We start from the raw sequence: 21,748 nt of genomic DNA on the forward strand, positions 1-21,748 counted from the left end.
TGTGGATCAGCCGGTTACTATTGCGCTCACCAAGGGGCGTATTTTAAAAGAAACCCTGCCTTTGCTAGCGGAGGCGGGAATTGTGCCTGTCGAAGATATTAGCAGCAGTCGCAAGCTGATTTTTGAAACCAATCATTCTCATATTCAGTTGATCGTCATTCGTGGTACCGACGTGCCGACCTATGTGAAGTTGGGCTCAGCGGATATTGGCATCGCCGGCAAAGACATGTTGCTGGAGCTTGGTGCGGGCGATATGTATGAGCCGCTAGATCTTAATATTGCACGTTGTAAATTGATGACGGCGGGGCGTGTTGGTGAGGCTTTGCCTCATGGTCGCGTTCGCGTGGCCACCAAATTTGTTAATGTGGCTCGCCGTCATTTTGCTGAGCGTGGAATTCAGGTTGAGCTAATTAAGCTTTATGGCGCGATGGAATTAGCGCCGTTAATGAATTTGGCCGATTTGATTGTAGATATCGTTGATACTGGCAACACATTGCGCGCCAATGGCATGGAGCCGAGGGATATGATTGCCGACGTGAGTTCGCGCTTGGTGGTTAATAAGGCCGCCATGAAGCGCAAACACCAGAGTATTCAAGACATTATCGCCAAGTTAACGGCGGCCGTAGAAGCTCGTCAGAGCGCGGAGGAGGTTGTCAGCAATGGCTGATACTCTGATTAGGCGGATGAGCAGCGCTGATGCTGGTTTTGATCTGGCGTTGACCAAGCTGTTGGACTGGGAGTCGGTATCGAATCCCGCCGTCGTTGAAACCGTAGCCGGGGTGCTTGCCAAAGTGCGTGGAGAAGGTGATGTGGCGGTAATTGAGTTCACGCAGCGTTTTGATGCTTGGCAACCTGAAGGCGCCGCAGCGCTCGAAATTCCGCATAGCCGAATGCGGGCTGCACTCGATAATATTGATGCGGATGTGCGCGCTGCGTTAGAAACTGCAGCAGAGCGTATCCGTGCGTATCACCAACATCAACGTCAAGAGTCGTGGTCGTATCGCGAGGCCGACGGAACGCTGCTTGGGCAGCAGATTACGGCCTTGGAGCGAGTTGGTTTATATGTACCTGGCGGTAAGGCTACCTATCCTTCGTCGGTCTTAATGAACGCAATACCAGCCAAGGTGGCCGGTGTTGAAGAATTGATTATGGTATCTCCGACCCCAAAAGGGTTTGTGAACGAGATGGTGTTGGCGGCGGCGGCGATTGGCGGTGTTGATCGCGTATTTACAATCGGTGGTGCTCAGGCCATTGCGGCATTAGCGTACGGTACCGAATCTATTCCTAAGGTGGATAAAATAGTTGGCCCCGGCAATATTTTTGTCGCTACCGCTAAGCGTCAGGTGTTTGGCAGTGTTGGCTTGGATATGATTGCTGGCCCCTCTGAGATTTTAGTAATCTGTGATGGCAAGACTGATCCCGATTGGATTGCGATGGATTTGTTTTCGCAGGCCGAGCACGACGAAGATGCACAGTCGATTTTATTAAGCCCCGATGCCGCCTTTTTAGATCAAGTTGAAGCCAGCATTGCACGCTTGCTGCCGGAGTCTGAGCGCGCGAGTATTATTCGTCAGTCCTTAAGTGGGCGTGGTGCGCTAGTGTTGGTTAAGGATATGGATGAAGCCATTGCGCTCAGTAACCGTATTGCGCCAGAGCATTTGGAGTTGTCGGTGGATGATGCCGAAGCGCTGCTTCCTAAAATACGCCATGCCGGCGCCATTTTCATGGGCCGCTATACGCCTGAAGCCTTGGGTGATTATTGCGCTGGCCCAAATCATGTACTACCCACCTCTGGTACGGCACGGTTTTCGTCGCCCTTAGGCGTATATGATTTTCAAAAGCGTTCATCGCTTATTGGCTGTTCTGCGAAAGGGGCGTCTGAATTGGCGAAGGTGGCCTCTATATTGGCGCGGGGCGAGTCTTTGACGGCGCATGCTCGCAGTGCGGAATATCGCCTATTGGGTGGTGATGATGAGTAGATTTTGGAGCCCTTTCGTTAAAGATCTGGTGCCCTATGTACCTGGCGAACAGCCTAAGTTAAGTAAGTTAACTAAGCTTAATACCAATGAAAATCCTTATGGGCCGTCGCCAAAGGTATTAGAGATTATTAAGGACGAGGCCAATGATGCGTTGCGTCTTTATCCCGATCCTAATAGTGATGTGTTGAAGTCTGCTATTGCGGATTATCACGGAGTGTCGGTTACGCAAGTATTTGTTGGAAATGGCTCGGATGAAGTCCTCGCGCATATTTTTCACGGTTTATTTCAACACGGAAAGCCGCTGCTGTTTCCTGATATTACCTACAGTTTTTATCCGGTTTACTGTGGTTTGTATCAGATTCCATTTGAGGCAATTCCGTTAGATGACGCTTTTCAGATTCGGATTGAAGAGTATCGCGGTATAAATGGCGGCATCATTTTCCCCAATCCAAATGCGCCAACGGGCTGCTTTTTAGCCTTATCGGAAATAGAGCGCTTGCTGACGGTAAATAATGAAACCGTGGTGGTGATTGATGAGGCCTATGTCGATTTTGGTGGCGAATCAGCAGTCTCCTTGGTGAATCGCTTTCCGAACTTGTTGGTTACCCAGACCTTGTCCAAATCACGCTCTTTGGCGGGTTTGCGAGTTGGCTTTGCAGTTGGGCATCCAGATTTAATCGAGGCGCTTGAACGAATTAAAAATAGCTTTAACTCCTACCCCTTGGATCGTTTAGCTCAGCTGGGCGCGGCGGCATCGTTTGCTGATCAGGCGTATTTTGAACAGACCTGCAGTGCCGTTATTAGCGAGCGTGAGGCTATGGTGGCTAAACTTTCCGCAATGGATTTTCAGGTGTTGCCTTCTGCGGCTAATTTCGTGTTTTGTCGGCATCGCGTTCGTGATGCTGCAGAATTGGCGGCAGGTTTGCGCGAAGATGGCGTGATTGTTCGGCATTTTAAAATGCCCAGAATTGAGCAGTACCTGCGTGTTACGGTGGGTAAGCCTGAGGAGAGTGAAATGTTGTTCTCGTCCCTCAAGCGGATTCTTGCTGAGGCTTAATGGTGCTGGGCGGCCTAGCTATTAGGCCGCATTGCTACTTCTGTCTCGATGGTTATAGGTTCCTCGCCGCGTAGCAATCCGATCTTGACCCTTTCGCCGGGGCGAGTATAGGTAATCAGTTTCATTCCCGCGTGGCCGTCGCCCACTTGTTCCCCATTAATGTTGATAAGAATATCGCCGATTTTTAAACCGGCTTTTTCTGCTGGGCCGCTGGAGGCCAGCGCTGTAATAATGACGCCATTGGTGCCAACGCCAACCGGCTGAACCTCAATGCCCAGCCAGCCGCGCAGTGGTCGTCCGTAGCTGATTAGGTCGCTCATGGTGCGCAATGCAAGGTCGGTAGGAATTGCTAAGCCGATGCCCGTTGACCCGCCACTTTGAGTGTAAATGGCGGTGTTGATGCCAAGTAAGCGACCCTTGGTATCGATTAATGCACCGCCTGAGTTGCCGGGGTTGATTGCTGCATCGGTTTGAATAAAGTTTTCAAATTGGCTGAGCCCCAAGCCGTAGCGGCCAGTGGCGCTGACAATGCCCTGGGTGACTGTTTGGCCAAAGCCATAAGGGTTGCCGATGGCGAGAACGATATTGCCGACATGGATTTTGCCTGGGTCGCCAATGGTAATGCTGGTGAGGTTGTCGAGGTCTATTTTGAGTACGGCAAGGTCGGTGTCGGCGTCACTGCCAATCACGCTGGCCAGTGCTTGGCGGCCGTCGTGCAGTAATACAAGGATTTCGTCAGCGCCTTTGATGACGTGGTAGTTTGTTAGTAAGTAGCCGGCGTCGCTGACAATTACGCCAGAACCTAGGCTGCGTTCTAGTTGTTGTTTGACGCGACCGTTGCGGCTGAAAAAGTGTTTAAATAATGGGTCATCGGCTAGAGGGTGGCGTTGTTCGACAACTTTTGTTGTATAAATGTTGGCGACTGCGGGTGCTGCGTGCTCTACCGCATACACGTAATCATGATCGCGCTGCCCTGGCAGGTAGGCGAGTATGCATAGGCCCAGTAAAATACCGCAGACGGTGGGCCAGATAAATGGTTTCAGGCTGTACCGTGTCAAATGCGGATCCTCGCTGGGTTGCTGTCGGGGAGTGAGCCTTGGAAGCTCGTCTTAATGGGGTGCTAGCCTAGCACGAAAAGTGATTTTTCAGAATTAAAGTGAGGGCTTATGTCGGTTTCGCTTCAAGGTTTGCTTGCCGCAGCAGACGAAATTTTAGAACCCGCTCGTTTTAGTGATTATTGTCCGAATGGCTTGCAGGTCGCAGGTGCGGAAGCGGTAGCGCGTATTGTGTCTGGAGTAACTGCTTCTCAGGCTCTCATCGAGGCCGCTATCGAAGAAAAGGCTGATGTCATTATGGTGCATCACGGCTATTTTTGGCGTGGTGAAGACCCTTGTATTGTTGGTATGAAGCGAAATCGGTTGGCCTTGTTACTGGCGAATAATATTAGCCTAATTGCCTACCATTTACCCTTGGATGCGCATCCTGTGCTGGGCAATAACGCGCAGCTTGCAAAGCGTTTGGGGATTGCGGTTGATGGTGGTTTGGAGGCGAATAACCCTCGTTCGGTGGGTAATGTGGGCTATTTGCCAGAAGCGATGAGTGCCTCGGCCTTTGCTGAGCACGTTGAGGCCGTTTTGGGCCGTAAGCCTTTGCTGGAGCTTGGGCATGATCGGCAAATTAAACGGATTGCTTGGTGTACTGGTGGCGCGCAATCTTATATAGAGAAAGCCGCGGCAGCGGGGGTGGATGCGTATTTGAGTGGAGAAGTTTCTGAGCCCACGATATTGGCGGCGCGGGAGTTGGGTATTCATTATATTGCGGCAGGGCATCATGCTACTGAGCGTTACGGCATACAGGCCTTGGCGGGGCGGTTAGCGGCGCAATTTGGTTTACATCATCGGTTTATCGATATCGATAATCCGGCCTGACAGATAATTGTCGGCCGGTTTCTGCGATTAGGCGTGAGGAGTTACCGGAGGCTCGATATGCTCCGCCTTTTTCTTTTCTGACTCCATTCCAAACTCTTCGTGTAGCGCGCCTTTTTTGCCCGGCTGTCTTGGGGCGTAATCCAGCGGTGGCGCTGCAGGGGCGAGGGAGCTAGGTTTGTTGTCTAGCACGGGGCGGCCTTCGGGGATGGCTTGTAGCGGGCTAATCCCTGTACTGTGAAGATTTTGTGCACCTTCTACGATGTGGTTGTGAACGCTACGATAGCTTTCTGCTAGTTCGTTTAGCAGTTCACCAGTGCGATCAAAGTGATGGCTGACCTGTTGTTGGTAATCTTGCTGTTGGCGCTGCATATCATTGAATTGTTTCTCCAGTGCAGCGCGGTTTTGCTGTTCTGGTCTCATGCGGCCAATAATGAAATAGCCTATCGCTGTGCCAATGAGTAGGCAGATAATGGCGACGGCGATCAGTGTGTTGATGTCTTGCACAGAGGTTCCTCCGATGAGTTGACGAGTTGTCACTCCGTCTTTGCAGTATAACCTCTCGTTGGCTGCGGTTCAGTATTCCCCGATAAAAAATTGCCAATTTGGCTGCAGGTCGGTACAGTTGCGCCCGTCTTGAAAGAGGCTAAGGGAATGTCTACACCAATACAGCGCTATCAGCACGATCTTACTCAGGCCGATTTTTCCTATGATCCGGCTCAGGAATATGCTGTCCAGTGTTTGCAACGTCTATATGACGATTTGCTCGCTCAGCCTGCTTCGCGCGGTGGTTTTTTTGCGCGCGTAGGTGCGAAGCTTTCAGGTAGGGGGGCGCCTCCTTCGGTGACTCGTGGGTTGTATTTTTGGGGTGGTGTTGGTCGTGGCAAAACCTACCTGATGGACACGTTTTTTGACACGCTGCCTTTCGAAAATAAAATGCGTGCGCATTTTCATCGTTTTATGCAGCGTGTGCATCGCGAACTAAAGTCCCTTTCTGGTGAAAAAAATCCTTTGGTTATTGTCGCTGATCGGATTGCGGATGAAGCGCGGGTGATTTGCTTTGACGAATTTTTTGTCTCAGATATCACCGATGCGATGATTCTTGCGGGTTTGTTTGATCGTCTTTTTGCTCGTGGCGTAGTGTTGGTGGCAACGTCAAATATCATCCCTGATGGTTTGTATAAAGATGGTTTGCAGCGCGCACGGTTTTTACCCGCTATCGCTTTGATAAAAGAGCGTGTGGACGTAGTTAATGTCGATGGCGGTGTTGATTACCGTCTGCGGGCGCTAGAGCAAGCCGAACTCTATTATTACCCCTTGGGCGAGGCCGCTGATCAAAGTTTGGCGCAGAGCTTTAAACGCTTGGCTCCTGAGGCTGCCTGTGCGGATCAGTTGCTTGATATTGAGGGGCGGCAGATTCAAGCCCTATTTGTGGCGGATGATGTCGCGTGGTTTGATTTTTCTGAGCTCTGCGATGGGCCGCGCAGTCAATATGATTACATTGAGTTGGCGCGAGTGTTTCACGCGGTACTTATCAGTAATGTGCCGCAAATGGGTGCGGGGCGAGACGATCAGGCCCGGCGCTTTATTAATTTGATAGATGAGTTTTACGACCGCAACGTTAAGCTGGTATTATCGGCGGCTGCACCGCTTGAGCAGCTTTATACTGGCGGTCGATTGGATTTTGAATTTGAGCGCACAAAGAGTCGCTTGCTTGAAATGCAATCAGAGGAATATCTAGCTTGTGAGCACCGGCCGTAGGTCGTTGAGAATTATGGCTTATAAAAGCAAGATTCCACTTGAAAAACCTTTGGCGCTTATGTAGTATTCGCGCTCTTTGTTCGGTACGGGCCCTATAGGCGAGAAACATGAAAACCTTAAGCGCAAAACCCAGTGACGTAATACACGACTGGTACGTAGTAGACGCCGCCGAAAAAACATTGGGTCGTTTGGCCAGTGAAATTGCGCATCGTTTGCGCGGTAAGCATAAGCCTGAATACACGCCTCATGTTGATACTGGCGATTATATCGTTGTCGTTAATGCGGAGAAAATTCGCGTTACGGGCAACAAAGCAACTGGCAAGATCTATCATCACCACACTGGTTATCCAGGTGGATTGAAGTCTATTAGCTTCGAAAAGTTGATTGATAAAGCCCCTGAGCGCGTGATCCAAGGTGCGGTAAAGGGTATGTTACCCAAAAATCCGCTGGGTCGTGCAATGTTTAAAAAATTGAAAGTCTACGCTGGAACTGAGCATCCCCACACTGCCCAGCAGCCAGTTGAACTGAATATCTAACGGAAGCGCAATATGTCAGCCACCCAGTATTACGGTACAGGTCGCCGTAAAACCTCCTCAGCTCGTGTATTCCTGAAAGCAGGAACAGGTGCTATTTCAGTTAATGCGCGTACTCTTGATCAGTACTTTGGTCGTGAAGTTGCGCGTATGATCGTTCGTCAGCCGCTTGAGCTGGTCGAAATGGCTGAAAAGTTTGATGTGACTGTAACGGTTAGCGGTGGTGGTAGTTTCGGCCAGGCTGGCGCGATTCGTCACGGTATTACTCGTGCTCTTATGGAATACGACGAAGGTTTACGTAGCGGTCTGCGTAAAGCTGGTTACGTAACTCGCGATGCTCGCGAAGTTGAACGTAAGAAAGTCGGTCTGCGTAAAGCACGTAAGAAGCCGCAATTCTCCAAGCGTTAACCGCGACGGCCGTCAGGTCTGTGGAGATTGCCGCTACGGCACTCGGAAAACGCCCACGAGCTATTATGTGGGCGTTTTTTTTTGCTCAAGCAAAGACCCTTATGTAGGTCTTTGCTGCGCATTAATGTTGTCAGTAAGGGCCAAGTTCATTACTATTTGGCCCATTTGGAATTTTGGATTAGGCACCGTTTAGAGAGGCGGGGCCTGCCTGAGTTTTCGTATATTATGGGGGAATCGTCATGAGTAATGACGGCATAAATACAGGGCGTCGACGCTTTCTGACGGCCGCAACATCAGTTGTGGGTGCCGCAGGCGCAGTCGGTATAGCAACACCCTTTGTGGGTTCTTGGAATCCAAGTGCTAAAGCAAAAGCTGCTGGCGCACCGGTAAAGGCTGATATTGGTAAGCTAGAGCCGGGTCAGATGGTTGTTGTTGAATGGCGTGGTAAACCGGTTTATGTAGTGCGCCGCACCGAAGAGCAAGTTGCTGGCCTAAAGCAGCTTGATCAATATTTAAAGGATCCTGATTCAAATGGGTCTGACCAGCCAGCATATGTTGATTCAGCAACGCGCGCTATTCGTCCTGAATACCTTGTCCTTGTTGGCTTGTGTACACATTTAGGCTGCGCGCCTAAGCATCACCCAGAAGTTGGTGTTCCCGATTTGGGCGGCAAGTCATGGCTTGGTGGTTTCTTCTGCCCATGCCATGGTTCACGTTTTGATTTAGCGGGACGCGTTTATCAAGGTTCGCCTGCGTCTCAAAACCTTGTTGTTCCTCCGTATTCCTACGAGGGTGACAATGTGCTTGTTATCGGTGTTGATCAGGGGGCTGCGTAATGATCAAAATGTTAGTGGGTCTGCGTGACTGGGTTGATGCCCGCCTACCTATTATGCGTGCGTGGGATACCCATATGGGTAAGTACTACGCGCCGAAAAACTTTAATTTCTGGTATTTCTTTGGTGTCCTATCTCTAGTTGTGCTGGTGAACCAGCTGCTGACTGGTGTTTGGTTGACCATGAGTTTTACTCCTAGCTCTGAAGAAGCGTTCCGTTCTGTTGAATACATCATGCGGGATGTTGAGTTTGGCTGGATTATCCGCTACATGCATTCCACCGGCGCTTCGGCGTTCTTTGTGGTGGTCTACCTGCATATGTTCCGCGGCTTAATTTATGGATCGTATAAAAAACCTCGGGAATTAATCTGGGTTTTCGGTATGTTCATTTTCCTCGCGTTGATGGCCGAAGCCTTTGTGGGCTACGTGCTGCCATGGGGTCAAATGTCTTACTGGGGTGCGCAGGTTATTATCTCCTTGTTTGGCGCTATTCCGGTTGTGGGCGAGGATATCGTACAGTGGATTCGTGGTGACTACCTGATCTCTGGTATTACCTTGAACCGCTTCTTTGCACTTCACGTCGTTGCACTGCCAATCGTACTGATTGCCTTGGTGGTATTGCATCTTCTGGCGCTGCACGAAGTGGGATCAAATAACCCTGACGGTGTTGAAATTAAGAAGAACAAGGATGCTAATGGCATTCCTTTGGACGGCGTTGCTTTCCATCCTTATTACACCGTGCATGATTTAACGGCGATCGCGGTATTTATGTTCGTCTTTGCGGCGATTATCTTCTTTGGCCCAGAAATGGGTGGCTATTTCATCGAATATGCTAACTTCGAAATTGCTAATGGTCTGAAGACGCCGGAGCACATCGCACCAGTTTGGTACTTCACGCCCTTCTATTCGGTATTGCGCGCAGTGCCAGATAAGTTACTTGGTTTCATTGCCTTCGGTGCCTCGGTTGCAATTCTGTTCTTGTTGCCATGGTTAGATCGCAGTCCAGTGAAGTCGATTCGCTATAAAGGTCGTGTGAGCAAAGCCGCTATCTTGATTTTTGTTGCTTCATTCCTGATCTTAGGTGTACTTGGTGTGAAAGCGCCGACGGAAGCGCGGACTTTGTTGGCACGTATTTGCTCGGTTATCTATTTTGCCTTCTTTATTCTGATGCCTTTCTGGACTAAGTGGGAAGCGACTAAGCCGGAGCCGACTCGCACTACCGATGGTGGTATGGGCTTCTGGAAGAGCATGCTAGTGTTGTTGGCTGTTATCATTTTGACGGTACTGCCATTAAAAGCTGCAGGTTCAGAATCGGCTTTTGATTGCGGCACTATGGCTTGCGATAAAATTGATACTGACGTGACCGATAAGGCATCGCTGCAAAGCGGTGCTCAAACCTATATGAATTACTGTATGGGTTGTCATTCACTTGAGTATGGTCGTTACCAGCGCACGGCTGACGATTTGGGTATTCCGGTTGATTTGTTTGAGCAGCATTTGAAGTTCGATGTCGATGCGAAAATTGGTTCCTTGATGACGAACTCGATTGCAGCAGCTGATGCAAAAAAGTGGTTTGGCGCTGCGCCGCCTGATTTGACTTTGGTCGCTCGCGCTCGTGGTACTGACTGGTTGTACACCTACCTTCGTACCTTCCACTCAGATCCATCACGCCCTTGGGGTGTGAATAACAAGGTCTTTAAAGATGTGGGTATGCCCCATGTCTTGGCTGAATTGCAGGGTATGCCTCAGTGCGCACCAGGTCCTGTTCACGCGCATAACGGTGGCATTCTGCGTGACCCTTTGACCGGTGAAGATGTGCTGTTTGGTGAAGATGGTAAGGCCTTAAATCCTTGCGGTTCTTTTACCTACTCTCCTGAAGGCAGCTTGAGCCCCGCTGAGTATGATAAAGTAGTCTATGATTTGGTTAATTTCTTAGATTACGTTGGTGAGCCTGCGCAAGCGAAAAGCAAGCGTATTGGTGGATTTGTACTTCTATTTATTGCCCTGTTCTTTGTGTTCACCTACTTGTTAAACCGTGAATACTGGAAGGATGTGCATTAAAAATTTGCTGCTTGTTTCTGCGTTTACGTAAAGGCAGGTATTAGTTGGCGGGTGGCTCTATATGGAGCTGCCCGTTTGTTGTTTTAGTTTTCTAATTTGAGGTGAGATCAATGGGCGTTGTAGCCAAGCGTTCTACCATGACTTTCTTTTCCGACGCAGCAAGTCATTACTGTCATCGGGTGAGAATTGTATTGGCCGAAAAAGGCGTGACTGTTGATATCGTCGATGTGAAGCCGGACAATTTGCCGGAAGAGGTCGCCGAATTAAATCCTTATAATTCCTTGCCTACCTTAGTAGATCGCGATTTGGCCTTGTATGAATCTAAGGTCATGATGGAATATTTGGATGAGCGTTTTCCGCACCCACCGTTGCTGCCTGTTTATCTGGTTGCACGTGGTGAAAGTCGTCAATATATTTATCGTATTGAGCGCGATTGGTGTCGCTTGGTCGATGAGTTACTTGCCGGTACAAATCAAAAAAATGCTGAAAAAGCGCGTAAGGAATTACGCGATAGTTTGTTAACTGTGGCGCCGATTTTTGATGAAAAGCCCTTCTTCATGAGTGAAGAATTTACTCTAGTTGATTGCTGTTTAGCTCCTATTTTGTGGCGCTTACCTCAGTTGGGTGTTGTTATTCCTCAGACCCGTCAGTCAAAGCCTTTGTTTGACTATATGGAGCGTTTATTTGAGCGTCCAGCTTTCCAAGAAAGTTTGACAGAGAAAGAACGTGAATTACGCAGTGAGGCGTCGGTAGCTTAAGCCACTGGCAGAATTTGTATGGCAATGACCTCTAGTCGTCCTTATATGATCAGAGCAATTTATGAGTGGGTGTTGGATAACAGCTGCACCCCTTATATATTGGTAGATGCTTTGCTGGACGGTGTTTATGTGCCTCAGCAGTATGTGCAAGATGGTCAGATTGTATTGAATATATCGCCATCGGCGGTGATGAGCTTAAATGTCGGTAACGATACCATCAGCTTTAGTGGCCGCTTTGGTGGTGTATCGCAAGAGGTTAGTGCGCCGGTTGGTGCGGTCTTAGGTGTTTATGCAAAAGAGAACGGCCAAGGTATGTTGTTTGATGCCGAAGAGCCAGCGCCGCCACCGCCTGCGGGGCCGCGGCCATCGGCAACACTGAGTAAGCTACCTTCCAAATCTAAGCCTACTTTAAAAGTCGTTAAGTAAGACTTCAAAGATTTGTCGCCTTCGGCGGCAAATCTTTATTCTCAATAGTATTCAAAAACTCTGACCACTTTTTGCACGCCGCTAGTTTCGCTAACGATGGTTGCGGCGGTGTCAGACTCGGCTTTAGATACTAGGCCCATCAAGTAAACAATGCCGTTTTCAGTTACCACTTTAATTTTAGATGCGTCTAATTGCTCATTGAGTGATAAACGGCTTTTCACTTTAGTGCTAATCCACGCATCATTGCTGCGAGCTAACATGCTCACATCTGCACCGCTAGCAAGCTCATTGTGAACTTTGCGAACTTTCTTGACGTTACTGGCTACCTCACCCGCAATTTGGCGTAGGCGGTCGTCTGGGGTGTTTCCAGTCAGCAGCACAATACCGTTATGGCTGGTGGCGCTGATGCGGGATGATTTAAGTGCTGGATCGGTTTTGTTGATGTTGACGATTACTTTTGTTTCGATAATTTCATCGTCTACATAGCTGCCCAAGCTACGGCTGCCAGGATCATCTGCTATTGGCTCATCTGTTGTGGCGGTAATTATTTGAGTACAGGCACTTAGTGAAATAATTAGTGCCAACGAAAGGCTGAGGCGTAGTGGTTTGTTCATGCGTGAGATGTCCCAAATAATTGAGTGTCTATTAATTCACAGATGCTATGCACCGCAATAAGCTGCATTTCTATTGCGCGGGCGCGGTCATCTACGGGAAAGGTTAGTTCTATGTCGTCTGGTAGCAGTAGTGAGCTAGCGTCGCCACCTTTCATGTTGGATAGCGAAATAACTTTCATATTCCTTTCGTGTGCAGCTTGGATGGCTCTGAGTGTTGCAGTAGAGCCGCCGCCGTTATAACAAAGTACCAGGCAGTCGCCGGCCTGCCCCAAGGCGCGTATTTGGTTGGCGTAAATGTCATTGTAACTTGAATCTGCTGCTATTGCGGTGGCAGCGTCAGAACTGAGTATCATTGCGGGCAGGGCGGGTCGCTCGTGTTGAAAGCTATTCAGCAAATTTGTTGCTAAATGATGAGCTATAAGCCGGCTGTTTCCTTCGCCACAGCAAATGATTTTATGTTCGTGCAGCATGCTCTCTACGAGGCATTCACTTGCGCGTGCAATGGTGTCACCAAGTGCTTCCATGGTGTACATGCAGCTTTCTATGTGGCGATGAAATAAATCTATAACTTGCTCGGAATAGTCCACGGTAATTTTGTATTTCACTCCTGAAATGCGTTTGTCAGCCAGTTAAAGTGTAGTTTACCGCTTTTATCGCTACTAGCTTCAATGACATCAAAGCGACAGGGTAGTTCAGTGTATTTCCCTCCGCCGAGAAAATGCCGCGCGGTGAGGATAATCCGTTGCTGCTTTTTGCGGGTTACTGTTTCGGCTGCACTGCCGAATGAGGTGTCTTGTCTGTAACGCACTTCGACAAAAATGAGGTGGTGTTCAGAGCGGGCAATAATATCAATTTCACCAAAGCGGCAGCGATAATTTTGGTGAATAATTTTGAGTTTGTGATTTTTTAGTAAGTGGCAGGCGCCCAGCTCTGCTTGGGCGCCGATGTCGATCTTGCTGAGCTGCTTAAAAATCATTACTCGGATTCTGGTTTGCTGCTCCTGTTGGATTCACTACGGCGCGACCATCTTGAATTTCCGCGAGGGCAAGTTCACGCTCAATCTGGCCTAGGTCGTTTAGGGTCAAGGTGCCTGTTTCTCCAAATACCTGACCGCTAGCGCCATTGCGTAACTGCTTTAGCCGCAGGTGAAGCCGGAAGCTATCAACACCTAAGGCATACATACGTTGATAGCCTGGGCTTGAGGGAATACCTGCGTTGATATCTTTGCGAATTTGGGACTTATCGTCGAATATCCACGGAATATCGATAAAACGAATGCCGTTAATATCTTGGTCTTTGCCGGGTGAATTGCTGCCGCGATAAATATGTGATGTCGCATAAACCGGAATGTCGCCTGCATAATGGTAAGCGAGTAGCGGTTTGATAGCGCGGCCTTCATTTGGGCGGGCCAGCAGGAAAATGAAGTCAATATCGGTGCGTCGGTAGGGCTCGTAGCTGGGGCGTAAACCGATGATTTGCTGGAGGCGTTGTAGACGCTGTTGGCTGCGGTCTATTTGCAGAATGTTTTTTATTTTTTCGGAATAGTTATTTTTGGCCGCGTCGAAGGTTTGGCTGGCGACAATTTTGCCATTCAGCGTTTGCCAGCGCTGTGTAAATGCCGCCGCAACTTTTTGCCCCCATGAGCCTTCTGGGGTGAGAACTAGAGCGCGGGTGTAGCCTTTGCTCATGGCTAGCTCGGCGATTTGTTCAGCTTCGTCCTCTGGATTAAGTCCAAATTGATAAAGCCCATTAGGGAATTTGTTACCGTCGATGCGGTTGAGCGCAAGTGTTGGTACATTCATTGAATTGGGGTGACTGGCAACTAGGGCGCTGAGGCTTTCTTTTTCTAGGGGGCCTATGACGAGCTTGTTACCGCTGTTTAACACTTTCTGATAGAGAGTGTTAATGTCAGTTGCATTGCTGTCGTATTGATTGATTTGGGGGACGCTGCCGCCTTGATTGAGTGTTTCGTAATATGCAGCGAAAAATCCGTCACGAATTGCCTTGCCATACGCGGCTAGTCGCCCTGTGACTGGCAGAATAAGTGCGACCTGATCGGCGCGTTCTACAATTAAGTCGTTCAGCTTGTCTAAGCCGCCGGGAAGAGAGTCGTGGGCGGGGTGCCTGGGCCAGTTGCGCAGCCAAGCATCGCGTTGCTGTACCTGCGCCTCGATATTATTTTGATTGTCTTTGGCAATCGAGGCGAGCTCAAGCCAGCCGATATAATCTTTATTGCTCGCGCTATTGATATGCTTAACGAGCATATCGGTTGGTATTTGCATTAATGACGCCCAGATAGATTCCCTGTTAGTGGGTTGTTGGCCTGGGCTGAGCATGGGGTCGATAAAAATTCTTTCGCGAGCAGCGGCGAGGTAATCGCCTTCTATTTCATATAATGATGCGCGGATTTGGCTATATTGCATTTGTCGCCGCACGGGAGCTTCGAGCACAGCGCTTTCTATGAGCGGATCAGATAGCTGCGCGAGAGCCTGTGCAAATTCAGCATGGCCACGATGAACCCGTGCACGGATAATCGCCAGTCGTAAAGCTTGCTCGGAGTTGAGCTCGGGGGGGATTAGCTCGCCTACTACGTCATCAGCACGGGCTAGCTCGCCCTCCCGTAGTAGAACTTCAGCGGATCGCAGTAGTAGCTCCGCAGATTCTTCTGGATCCATGTCTTTGGCGTCATTAAGCCATTGCTCAACCGCGTTGATGTCAGCAGTAGCGGGGTTGAATTCATTGCTCTGCACCACGGCGGGGCGGGGGCGCACGGTGTATCGTTCCCCGCCGGCTTGGCTGGGCTTTGGGGGTGGTGTAGGGGTAGAGCTGCAGCTCGCCAGAAAAGTGGCGATGAGTATAAGTATAAAAGTTCTTGTCTTCATTGATTCGCCGTTGTTAGTCTGCGCGGTCATGGAATACTGAGTGAGGCTTACTTGTGGATAATACCCCCACCCTCTATGTTGTTGCCACGCCGATAGGTAATTTGTCGGATATGGTACCCCGAGCCATAGAGGTCCTACAAACTGTAGCGCTCATTGCCGCAGAAGATACCCGTCATAGTCGTAATTTGCTAAGTCATTTTGAAATACGCACTCCGCTTTGTGCTTATCATGACCATAGTAGCAGCTCTGAGCTTGAGCGATTACTTGTTCATCTGCGTGAGGGTAAGAGTCTCGCGCTGATTTCTGACGCCGGCACGCCACTGGTATCTGATCCGGGCTATCGCCTTGTGGATATGGCATTGCGCGAGGGCATAAAAGTTGTGCCTATTCCGGGTGCTTGTGCGGTCATTGCGGCATTGAGTGTGGCGGGTCTCCCGTCGGATCGGTTTATGTTCGAGGGTTTTTTACCTGCGAAGCAGCATGCTAGGCTTACCATCCTGAAGGGGCTGCAGCGCGAGCGGCGAACAATGATCTTTTACGAAGCGCCGCATCGTATTAAAGATAGCTTGGCGGATATCAGTGTCGCGATGGGTGGTGACCGAGTTGTGGTTTTGGCGCGAGAGATCACCAAGCTTTATGAGACCGTCAAGCGTCTGCCCGCAGCCGAATTGCACGAATGGGTTAGCGCAGATAGCAATCAGCAGCGTGGCGAGTGTGTGTTATTGATTGAAGGGTTTAAGGGGGATGAAGGTATCCCCACTGCTGCGATTGAGATATTGAATATTCTGAGGGCAGAGTTACCGCTTAAGCAGGCGGCGGCACTTTGTGCAAAGATCAGTGGGCTTAAAAAAAATCAGCTCTACCAGTATGGTTTAGATTTTCCGGCGCAGGATTAGCCGTAAATAGCGCTTGCCAAAATTCAAACTACTGGTTATTCTTACAGTTGAGTCGGCCAGGCGATCGCTCTTCAGTTTACTGTTGGGAGGAAAGTCCGGGCTCCGCAGGGCAAGGCGCCAGGTAACTCCTGGGAGGTGCGAGCCTACGGAAAGTGCAACAGAAAATATACCGCCTACGTAGCGAAAGCTGCCGGTAAGGTTGAAATGGTGCGGTAAGAGCGCACCGCGCGACTGGCAACAGTTCGTGGCATGGTAAACCCCGCCTGGAGCAAGGCCAAATAGGAATCCAGCGCTGTGGCCCGCAGTGGATTCGGGTAGGCTGCTAGAGGCTTGCGGTGACGCAGGCCCCAGATGAATGGTCGTCCAAGACAGAACCCGGCTTATCGGCCGACTCAACTTTCCCCACTTCTTAGTAAAATATGCCCACACTTAATGTTCTACATTAAGTCGGGTTCTCATGTCTTTGTTTTATCAAAATTAGCTTGCTTCTCGTCATTTTTATCCCCTGATTTTGCACGCAAGTTACTGACACATTTACGAAAATTCCCTGCTATTTCCCACTTGCGCAGCTTGACACCTGTGCTTGCAAGTTCCTATAGTGTGCCTCAGTGGGTAAAAGTGGTTTTTAGTGGTTTTTAGCGGTTTAAAAGCGGAGCTTGGTGGGAAATATGTTCCTGGGTAGTCATACGATCACAATGGATAGCAAGGGGCGCTTGGCGATACCAGCCAAAATTCGCGACGCCTTGATGTCTGCGTGTGACGGACGCTTAGTGATTACCGCACATACCGAAGAACGCTGCTTGCTCGTCTACCCAGAGCCGCAGTGGCTAGATTTATTACCCAAAATAGAAGCACTCCCTAATATTCACCGTAAGGCGCGACTTGCGCAGCGCTTGCTGCTTGGTTATGCAACACCGCTGGAGATGGATGGCAATGGCCGTGTGCTGCTTTCGCAACCCTTGCGAGATTACGCTGACCTAGATAAAAAATTGCTGCTTGTTGGTCAGGGTAAAAAATTAGAGCTTTGGAGCGAGTCTGGCTGGTTTGATTGGCTGGGTGCAGCTGGGGAGGGTGATATGCCAGAAGAAATGCTGTCCCTTTCCCTTTAACGAGAGTGGAACACGTGGAACAGCACTTAACAGTATTGCTTGATGAGGCCGTCAATGCGCTGGTGACCAATACCAGTGGTCGATATGTCGACGGCACATTTGGGCGTGGCGGTCATAGCCGTTTAATTTTGTCGCGACTGGCGTCAGATGGCAGTTTGTTGGGGGTGGATAAGGATGCCCAGGCGATTGCAGAGGGGAAACAGCTTGCGGCGAGTGACTCGCGGTTTTGTATTGCTCGAGGCTCTTTTGCAGAGCTTTCTGATTTAGCCAAACAGGCAAATATTGTTGCGCCATTTACCGGTGTTTTGTTGGATTTAGGTGTGTCATCTCCGCAGTTAGATCAAGCAGAGCGTGGATTTAGCTTTATGCGTGATGGTGATCTTGATATGCGCATGGATACCGATAGTGGCATGAGTGCGGCGGAGTGGATTGCCACGGCAGACGAGGCCGAGATGGTTAAGGTGCTGCGAGATTACGGCGAAGAACGGTTCGCTAAGCGGATTGTTCGGGCCATTATCGCGGCGCGAGAAGAGGCACCGATTACCCGTACTTTGCAGTTGGCAAAAATTGTTACTGAAGCAAACCCCGCATGGGAAAAACATAAGCACCCAGCGACCAGAAGTTTTCAGGCAATCAGAATATTTATAAATAACGAGTTAACAGATTTAGAACAATTGCTTGGCAATGTGGTTGACCAGTTAGAAGTTGGCGGCCGCTTGGTGGTGATTAGTTTTCACTCTTTGGAAGATCGGATGGTGAAGCGGTTTATGCGTCGGCAGTCAGAGGGGGACGATGTTCCTGCGTATATTCCGGTTACAGAGAGTCAGCGTAATCGCCGTCTAAAAATTATTGGTAAGGCGATTAAAGCAACGGATCAAGAAGTAGAGGCTAACCCTCGTTCTCGCAGTGCAGTAATGCGAGTGGCAGAAAAACTAGCATACGGCGAGTGTGCATAGGGGAAATATATGCTGGGCAAAAAGCAGCGCAGCACAAATAAAAAGAATTACGTGGCGGAAGTCGAGATAGTGGCACCGATAGGTGGCTTGGCTGTGCCCCTGCTTATTCTTCTGATGCTGATTTCATGTATTGCTGTGGTTCAAAGCTCACATAAAAGTAGAAAATTATTTGGTCAATTGCAAGATTTGCGGCGAGAAGCAATGTTGCTTGAGGAAGACTGGGGGCGCTTGTTGCTAGAGCAAAGCACGTGGGCGTCACCTGATCGAGTACAGGATATGGCTGTACAGAAATTAAAAATGCAAGCGCCTAAAGCGCGGGAAGTGAAAATGGTTGGGGGCTATGGCAAAGCAGGTTAATGCACCTATTTCGCCTTGGCGTTTCCGTATAGTCGTCGGAGCGCTGCTCGTGCTCGCCTTGCTTTTAGTGTGGCGCACCCTGACTTTGCAAGTATTGGATGTTGACCGTGGCTATGAGTTTTTACAGGGTCAAGGTAATGCACGTACCAACCGCACAGAAGTGATACCAGCGCATCGAGGAATAATTACTGATCGTAATGGTGAGCCGCTTGCAGTAAGCACACCTGTTGCGTCTATATGGGCAAACCCGCAGGAATTAAAAGAAGCTAAAGGCGAGTGGGCGCGGTTAGCGGCTAGCCTTGATATGAATGCCTCTGAATTGTCGCGACGCATTGAGCGATATAGCGCCAGTCAGTTCATGTACTTGCGCCGTCATATGGCGCCCGCAGCTGCTCAGCAAGTTATTCAAATGAAAGTGCCTGGGGTGTATCTGCAGCGAGAATATCGCCGCTTCTACCCGGCTGGCGAAGTAACCGCACATATTCTGGGCTTTACCGATATAGACGATCGCGGACAGGAAGGCTTGGAGTTAGCCTACGACGAATGGCTTAACGGTACGCCAGGTAGAAAACAGGTACTTAAAGATTTATACGGAAATATTATTCGGGAGATAGATGCCGGAGAGGCGGCAAGCCCCGGCAAAGACATCCAGCTCAGTATAGATTTGCGATTACAGTATCTCGCCTATAAAGAACTTAAAACAGCAATCAACAAAACCGGCGCTAAGGCCGGTTCGGTTGTTATTATCGATAGTGAAAGTGGCGAAGTGTTGGCGATGGTAAATCAGCCGTCTTTTAATCCGAATAATCGTAGCCAATTGGTACCTGATGCGATGCGTAATCGCGCGGTAATCGATATGTTCGAGCCTGGTTCAACGGTTAAGCCATTGACCATTGTTGCAGGCCTGGAAAGTGGTAAGTACGAGCCGGACACCGTTATTAATACGAATCCAGGTTATATAAAAGTTGGCCCTAAACGTCTTGAAGATCATCGCAATTATGGCGCGATTACAGTTGCCGATGTTTTAAAAAAATCGAGTCAAGTCGGGACTACAAAAATCGCCTTGTCTTTAGACGAGCACGACGTGTGGGGCGTGTTTAACCGCTTCGGTCTTGGTAGATCAACGGGTTCAGGGTTCCCCGGCGAAAGTAATGGCATGTTGCCAAATCGTCCTAACTGGCGGCCAATAGAGCGCGCTACGTTTGCGTTCGGTTACGGTTTAACAGTGACAAATTTACAGTTGGCGCAAGCCTACTCGGTGTTCGCAAATCGCGGTATGTTTCAACAAGTATCGTTATTGAAACGTACGGAAAAGCCGGTAAAACAACAGGTTATTTCAGCAAAAATAGCGCGCCAAGTCGTCGATATGCTTGAAGAAGTAACAGAGCTGGGCGGTACCGCAACACGCGCCCAAGTCGACGCATATCGTATTGCAGGTAAAACGGGTACTTCGCACAAAGCAGAGGCAGGTGGTTACGCCAAAGATAGATATTTTGCATTGTTTGCTGGCGTTGCGCCCGCAAGCAATCCACGCATTGTTGCTGTAGTAACAATTGATGAGCCGCACGGTGATTACTTCGGTGGCTTGGTTGCTGCACCTGTTTTTTCAAAGGTTGTTTCAGACGCTTTGCGTTTATTGAATATCGCGCCGGATAATTTAGAGCCGGCAGACCCTAAGCCTAAAGTGAAGGGAGACTCGGCGGCGTGATGACAGAGCAACAAGACTACACAATACCTCGATTGCTCGGCGATTTATTACCTGAGTTAACGCCGGAAGTTGCCGCTGTGCCAGTTACAGGCTTGGCGCTTAATAGCCGTGATGTACATGCAGGTGATGTGTTTTTGGCCGTGAAAGGGCATGTCGTTGACGGCCGAGATTATATCGATGCGGCAATTCACGCCGGCGCGGTGGCGGTCATTGCAGATGCGCCTTTTGATGCCACACGTTGGTCATTACCCGTGATAGTTGTGGATGACTTATCGACCCAGCTAAGTCAAATTGCTGGACGTTTTTATGGGCAGCCATCTGCGCAGCTTAAGTTGATTGGGATTACCGGAACCAACGGAAAAACGAGTTGCGCATGGATGGTCGCGCAATTGTTAGAGGCTATCGGTGAGCCCTGTGGATTAATAGGTACCTTAGGTAGTGGTCGTTTTGGTCGTTTAAATAGTGGCAGAAATACTACACCAGATGCAGTTTCAGTACAGGCTTTGCTAAGAGATTGGCGTGATGGCGGTGCGAATTGGGCTGCAATGGAAGTGTCATCTCATGGTTTGGCGCAACATCGGGTGGCGGCGTTGCACTTTACCGCTGCGGTGTTTACGAATTTAAGCCAAGATCATTTAGATTATCACGGTTCAATGGAAGCCTACGGCGAAGAAAAGTCACGCCTCTTTAATTGGCCAGATTTACCGTTGGCAGTTATTAATCGAGATGATGAATTTGGTCGTCAATTATTAAAAAATTCAAAAGCAAAACATGTTATCGATTTTAGCGTATTTGACAGTGATGCAAAGGTTTACGCCGAAGATGTAAGTTGCGATATAAGTGGCATTCGAGCTCGCTTGTGCAGCGAATGGGGCGAGGTCAAGATTCAGTCATCGCTACTTGGTGCGTTTAATTTATCGAATTTGTTAGCTGCTAGCACCGTGTTACTTGGCTTGGGCGTATCAGCAGAAAAAATTGAAACAGCGCTTCCTATGCTTAAACCTGTGCCTGGACGTATGGAGTGCTTGCGTTCTCCAGACAACGTTATGGCTGTTATTGATTATGCGCATACCCCAGACGCCTTGCAAAAAGTGTTGGAAACTCTTAGGGCTGTTACGCACGGAAATATTTACTGTGTGATGGGCTGCGGTGGTGATCGCGATAAATCTAAACGCCCGCTCATGGGGGCCATTGCAGAACAATATGCAGATTATGTTTGGGTTACAAATGATAACCCTCGGTCAGAGTCGGCGTCGGAAATTATTAGTGATATTTGCGCCGGAATGAGTGTTCGCCCCGTAGTTGAACTTGAGCGCGATGTTGCCATTAACGCTGCTATTCGATCCGCGAAGGCTGGTGACGTAGTACTGGTTGCTGGGAAAGGGCATGAGAATTATCAAGAGGTCGCTGGCCATCGATTGCCATTTAGTGATGTGCAGTGCGCTCGTCTTGGCTTGGCAGCGAGGGCTGCGCAGTGATTTCGTCA

General features: G+C 49.4%; 23 protein-coding genes and 1 other RNA gene. 18 read left to right on the plus strand and 6 right to left on the minus strand.

What is annotated here, in order from left to right:
• The first annotated feature begins 1 nt into the window (after position 1).
• The 3 genes from hisG to hisC are packed head-to-tail and all read left to right on the plus strand — an operon-like array spanning position 2 to position 3,036.
• On the plus strand, positions 2-667 hold the full coding sequence (gene hisG, locus GVJ32_RS05800; RefSeq protein ID WP_159239095.1) for an ATP phosphoribosyltransferase: 666 nt from the start codon (positions 2-4) through the stop codon (positions 665-667).
• Complete coding sequence (gene hisD, locus GVJ32_RS05805; RefSeq protein ID WP_159239096.1) at positions 660-1,979, plus strand: histidinol dehydrogenase; 1,320 nt, start codon at positions 660-662, stop codon at positions 1,977-1,979. The genes hisG and hisD overlap by 8 nt, the downstream gene beginning before the upstream one ends.
• Positions 1,972-3,036 carry a histidinol-phosphate transaminase gene (gene hisC / locus GVJ32_RS05810; RefSeq protein WP_159239097.1) on the plus strand — a complete coding sequence of 355 codons (1,065 nt, stop codon included), beginning with the start codon at positions 1,972-1,974 and terminating at the stop codon, positions 3,034-3,036. Before hisD ends, hisC begins: the two co-directional genes overlap by 8 nt.
• A gap of 14 nt (positions 3,037-3,050) precedes the next feature.
• On the opposite strand, the gene GVJ32_RS05815 is transcribed toward hisC, so the two are convergent.
• On the minus strand, positions 3,051-4,094 hold the full coding sequence (locus tag GVJ32_RS05815) for a trypsin-like peptidase domain-containing protein (protein WP_159239098.1): 1,044 nt from the start codon (positions 4,092-4,094) through the stop codon (positions 3,051-3,053).
• Positions 4,095-4,202: 108 nt separating this feature from the next.
• Between GVJ32_RS05815 and GVJ32_RS05820 the strand changes: the two genes are divergently transcribed.
• The gene (locus tag GVJ32_RS05820) at positions 4,203-4,964 is read left to right on the plus strand and encodes a Nif3-like dinuclear metal center hexameric protein (protein ID WP_159239099.1); all 762 of its coding nucleotides are present in this window, start codon (positions 4,203-4,205) and stop codon (positions 4,962-4,964) included.
• 27 nt (positions 4,965-4,991) lie between these two features.
• Here GVJ32_RS05820 and GVJ32_RS05825 read toward each other — a convergent pair whose 3' ends face one another.
• A complete protein-coding gene (locus tag GVJ32_RS05825) occupies positions 4,992-5,468 on the minus strand; it encodes a YhcB family protein (RefSeq protein WP_159239100.1) in 477 nt (158 codons plus the stop codon).
• Positions 5,469-5,615: 147 nt separating this feature from the next.
• On the opposite strand from GVJ32_RS05825, the gene zapE reads away from it, so the two are divergent.
• The 7 genes from zapE (at position 5,616) to GVJ32_RS05860 (ending at position 11,740) form a co-directional block, all read left to right on the plus strand.
• Complete coding sequence (gene zapE, locus GVJ32_RS05830; protein ID WP_159239101.1) at positions 5,616-6,722, plus strand: cell division protein ZapE; 1,107 nt, start codon at positions 5,616-5,618, stop codon at positions 6,720-6,722.
• A 107-nt stretch (positions 6,723-6,829) separates the two neighbouring features.
• Entirely contained in the window at positions 6,830-7,258 is a 429-nt protein-coding gene (rplM, locus tag GVJ32_RS05835) for a 50S ribosomal protein L13 (RefSeq protein ID WP_159239102.1), read from the plus strand.
• A 12-nt stretch (positions 7,259-7,270) separates the two neighbouring features.
• Complete coding sequence (gene rpsI / locus GVJ32_RS05840) at positions 7,271-7,663, plus strand: 30S ribosomal protein S9 (RefSeq protein ID WP_159239103.1); 393 nt, start codon at positions 7,271-7,273, stop codon at positions 7,661-7,663.
• 239 nt (positions 7,664-7,902) lie between these two features.
• Positions 7,903-8,499 (plus strand): ubiquinol-cytochrome c reductase iron-sulfur subunit, encoded by a 597-nt coding sequence (petA, locus tag GVJ32_RS05845; protein ID WP_159239104.1) that lies wholly within the window; start codon positions 7,903-7,905, stop codon positions 8,497-8,499.
• Positions 8,499-10,556 (plus strand): ubiquinol-cytochrome c reductase, encoded by a 2,058-nt coding sequence (locus GVJ32_RS05850; RefSeq protein ID WP_159239105.1) that lies wholly within the window; start codon positions 8,499-8,501, stop codon positions 10,554-10,556. The genes petA and GVJ32_RS05850 overlap by 1 nt, the downstream gene beginning before the upstream one ends.
• Positions 10,557-10,666: 110 nt before the next feature.
• Positions 10,667-11,314, plus strand: a complete 648-nt coding sequence (locus GVJ32_RS05855) for a glutathione S-transferase N-terminal domain-containing protein (RefSeq protein ID WP_159239106.1) — start codon at positions 10,667-10,669, stop codon at positions 11,312-11,314.
• 18 nt (positions 11,315-11,332) lie between these two features.
• On the plus strand, positions 11,333-11,740 hold the full coding sequence (locus GVJ32_RS05860; RefSeq protein ID WP_235035056.1) for a ClpXP protease specificity-enhancing factor: 408 nt from the start codon (positions 11,333-11,335) through the stop codon (positions 11,738-11,740).
• A 41-nt stretch (positions 11,741-11,781) separates the two neighbouring features.
• Here the strand turns inward: GVJ32_RS05860 and GVJ32_RS05865 are convergent, their stop codons facing one another.
• From GVJ32_RS05865 to GVJ32_RS05880, 4 genes are read right to left on the minus strand one after another with little or no spacing between them, the layout of a single operon-like run.
• A complete protein-coding gene (locus GVJ32_RS05865; protein WP_159239107.1) occupies positions 11,782-12,354 on the minus strand; it encodes a BON domain-containing protein in 573 nt (190 codons plus the stop codon).
• Positions 12,351-12,959, minus strand: coding sequence for a D-sedoheptulose-7-phosphate isomerase (locus GVJ32_RS05870; RefSeq protein WP_235035058.1), 609 nt, complete (start codon positions 12,957-12,959; stop codon positions 12,351-12,353). Before GVJ32_RS05870 ends, GVJ32_RS05865 begins: the two co-directional genes overlap by 4 nt.
• Positions 12,956-13,330, minus strand: coding sequence for a YraN family protein (locus tag GVJ32_RS05875; protein ID WP_159239108.1), 375 nt, complete (start codon positions 13,328-13,330; stop codon positions 12,956-12,958). The genes GVJ32_RS05870 and GVJ32_RS05875 overlap by 4 nt, the downstream gene beginning before the upstream one ends.
• Positions 13,320-15,236 carry a penicillin-binding protein activator gene (locus tag GVJ32_RS05880; protein ID WP_159239109.1) on the minus strand — a complete coding sequence of 639 codons (1,917 nt, stop codon included), beginning with the start codon at positions 15,234-15,236 and terminating at the stop codon, positions 13,320-13,322. The genes GVJ32_RS05875 and GVJ32_RS05880 overlap by 11 nt, the downstream gene beginning before the upstream one ends.
• A 53-nt stretch (positions 15,237-15,289) precedes the next feature.
• On the opposite strand from GVJ32_RS05880, the gene rsmI reads away from it, so the two are divergent.
• The 7 genes from rsmI to GVJ32_RS05915 all read left to right on the plus strand — a co-directional run bounded on the left by rsmI (position 15,290) and on the right by GVJ32_RS05915 (position 21,740).
• Positions 15,290-16,132: a 16S rRNA (cytidine(1402)-2'-O)-methyltransferase gene (gene rsmI / locus GVJ32_RS05885; RefSeq protein WP_159239110.1), complete on the plus strand. Its 843-nt coding sequence runs from the start codon at positions 15,290-15,292 to the stop codon at positions 16,130-16,132.
• Positions 16,133-16,180: 48 nt separating this feature from the next.
• An RNA gene (rnpB, locus tag GVJ32_RS05890) (RNase P RNA component class A) lies at positions 16,181-16,531 on the plus strand.
• 269 nt (positions 16,532-16,800) lie between these two features.
• Positions 16,801-17,241: a division/cell wall cluster transcriptional repressor MraZ gene (gene mraZ / locus GVJ32_RS05895; protein WP_159239346.1), complete on the plus strand. Its 441-nt coding sequence runs from the start codon at positions 16,801-16,803 to the stop codon at positions 17,239-17,241.
• Between the two features lie 14 nt (positions 17,242-17,255).
• A complete protein-coding gene (rsmH, locus tag GVJ32_RS05900) occupies positions 17,256-18,197 on the plus strand; it encodes a 16S rRNA (cytosine(1402)-N(4))-methyltransferase RsmH (protein WP_159239111.1) in 942 nt (313 codons plus the stop codon).
• Positions 18,198-18,206: 9 nt separating this feature from the next.
• A complete protein-coding gene (ftsL, locus tag GVJ32_RS05905) occupies positions 18,207-18,554 on the plus strand; it encodes a cell division protein FtsL (RefSeq protein WP_159239112.1) in 348 nt (115 codons plus the stop codon).
• On the plus strand, positions 18,538-20,262 hold the full coding sequence (locus GVJ32_RS05910) for a peptidoglycan D,D-transpeptidase FtsI family protein (protein ID WP_159239113.1): 1,725 nt from the start codon (positions 18,538-18,540) through the stop codon (positions 20,260-20,262). The genes ftsL and GVJ32_RS05910 overlap by 17 nt, the downstream gene beginning before the upstream one ends.
• Positions 20,262-21,740, plus strand: coding sequence for a UDP-N-acetylmuramoyl-L-alanyl-D-glutamate--2,6-diaminopimelate ligase (locus GVJ32_RS05915; RefSeq protein WP_159239114.1), 1,479 nt, complete (start codon positions 20,262-20,264; stop codon positions 21,738-21,740). The genes GVJ32_RS05910 and GVJ32_RS05915 overlap by 1 nt, the downstream gene beginning before the upstream one ends.
• Positions 21,741-21,748: the final 8 nt, after the last annotated feature.

Origin of the sequence: Zhongshania aliphaticivorans, from assembly GCF_902705855.1 — a bacterium.
Classification (GTDB): Bacteria; Pseudomonadota; Gammaproteobacteria; order Pseudomonadales; family Spongiibacteraceae; genus Spongiibacter; species Spongiibacter aliphaticivorans_B.

Excerpts from the sequence above, each read along its gene's own strand:
- rpsI (WP_159239103.1), top strand. The coding sequence starts at position 7,271 with ATGTCAGCCACCCAGTATTACGGTACAGGTCGCCGTAAAACCTCCTCA.
- rplM (WP_159239102.1), top strand. The coding sequence starts at position 6,830 with ATGAAAACCTTAAGCGCAAAACCCAGTGACGTAATACACGACTGGTAC.
- GVJ32_RS05860 (WP_235035056.1), top strand. The coding sequence starts at position 11,333 with ATGGCAATGACCTCTAGTCGTCCTTATATGATCAGAGCAATTTATGAG.
- GVJ32_RS05855 (WP_159239106.1), top strand. The coding sequence starts at position 10,667 with ATGGGCGTTGTAGCCAAGCGTTCTACCATGACTTTCTTTTCCGACGCA.
- hisC (WP_159239097.1), top strand. The coding sequence starts at position 1,972 with ATGAGTAGATTTTGGAGCCCTTTCGTTAAAGATCTGGTGCCCTATGTA.
- petA (WP_159239104.1), top strand. The coding sequence starts at position 7,903 with ATGAGTAATGACGGCATAAATACAGGGCGTCGACGCTTTCTGACGGCC.
- GVJ32_RS05865 (WP_159239107.1), bottom strand. The coding sequence starts at position 12,354 with ATGAACAAACCACTACGCCTCAGCCTTTCGTTGGCACTAATTATTTCA.
- GVJ32_RS05875 (WP_159239108.1), bottom strand. The coding sequence starts at position 13,330 with ATGATTTTTAAGCAGCTCAGCAAGATCGACATCGGCGCCCAAGCAGAG.
- GVJ32_RS05880 (WP_159239109.1), bottom strand. The coding sequence starts at position 15,236 with ATGAAGACAAGAACTTTTATACTTATACTCATCGCCACTTTTCTGGCG.
- GVJ32_RS05910 (WP_159239113.1), top strand. The coding sequence starts at position 18,538 with ATGGCAAAGCAGGTTAATGCACCTATTTCGCCTTGGCGTTTCCGTATA.
- GVJ32_RS05820 (WP_159239099.1), top strand. The coding sequence starts at position 4,203 with ATGTCGGTTTCGCTTCAAGGTTTGCTTGCCGCAGCAGACGAAATTTTA.
- GVJ32_RS05915 (WP_159239114.1), top strand. The coding sequence starts at position 20,262 with ATGACAGAGCAACAAGACTACACAATACCTCGATTGCTCGGCGATTTA.
- GVJ32_RS05850 (WP_159239105.1), top strand. The coding sequence starts at position 8,499 with ATGATCAAAATGTTAGTGGGTCTGCGTGACTGGGTTGATGCCCGCCTA.
- zapE (WP_159239101.1), top strand. The coding sequence starts at position 5,616 with ATGTCTACACCAATACAGCGCTATCAGCACGATCTTACTCAGGCCGAT.
- mraZ (WP_159239346.1), top strand. The coding sequence starts at position 16,801 with ATGTTCCTGGGTAGTCATACGATCACAATGGATAGCAAGGGGCGCTTG.
- ftsL (WP_159239112.1), top strand. The coding sequence starts at position 18,207 with ATGCTGGGCAAAAAGCAGCGCAGCACAAATAAAAAGAATTACGTGGCG.
- hisD (WP_159239096.1), top strand. The coding sequence starts at position 660 with ATGGCTGATACTCTGATTAGGCGGATGAGCAGCGCTGATGCTGGTTTT.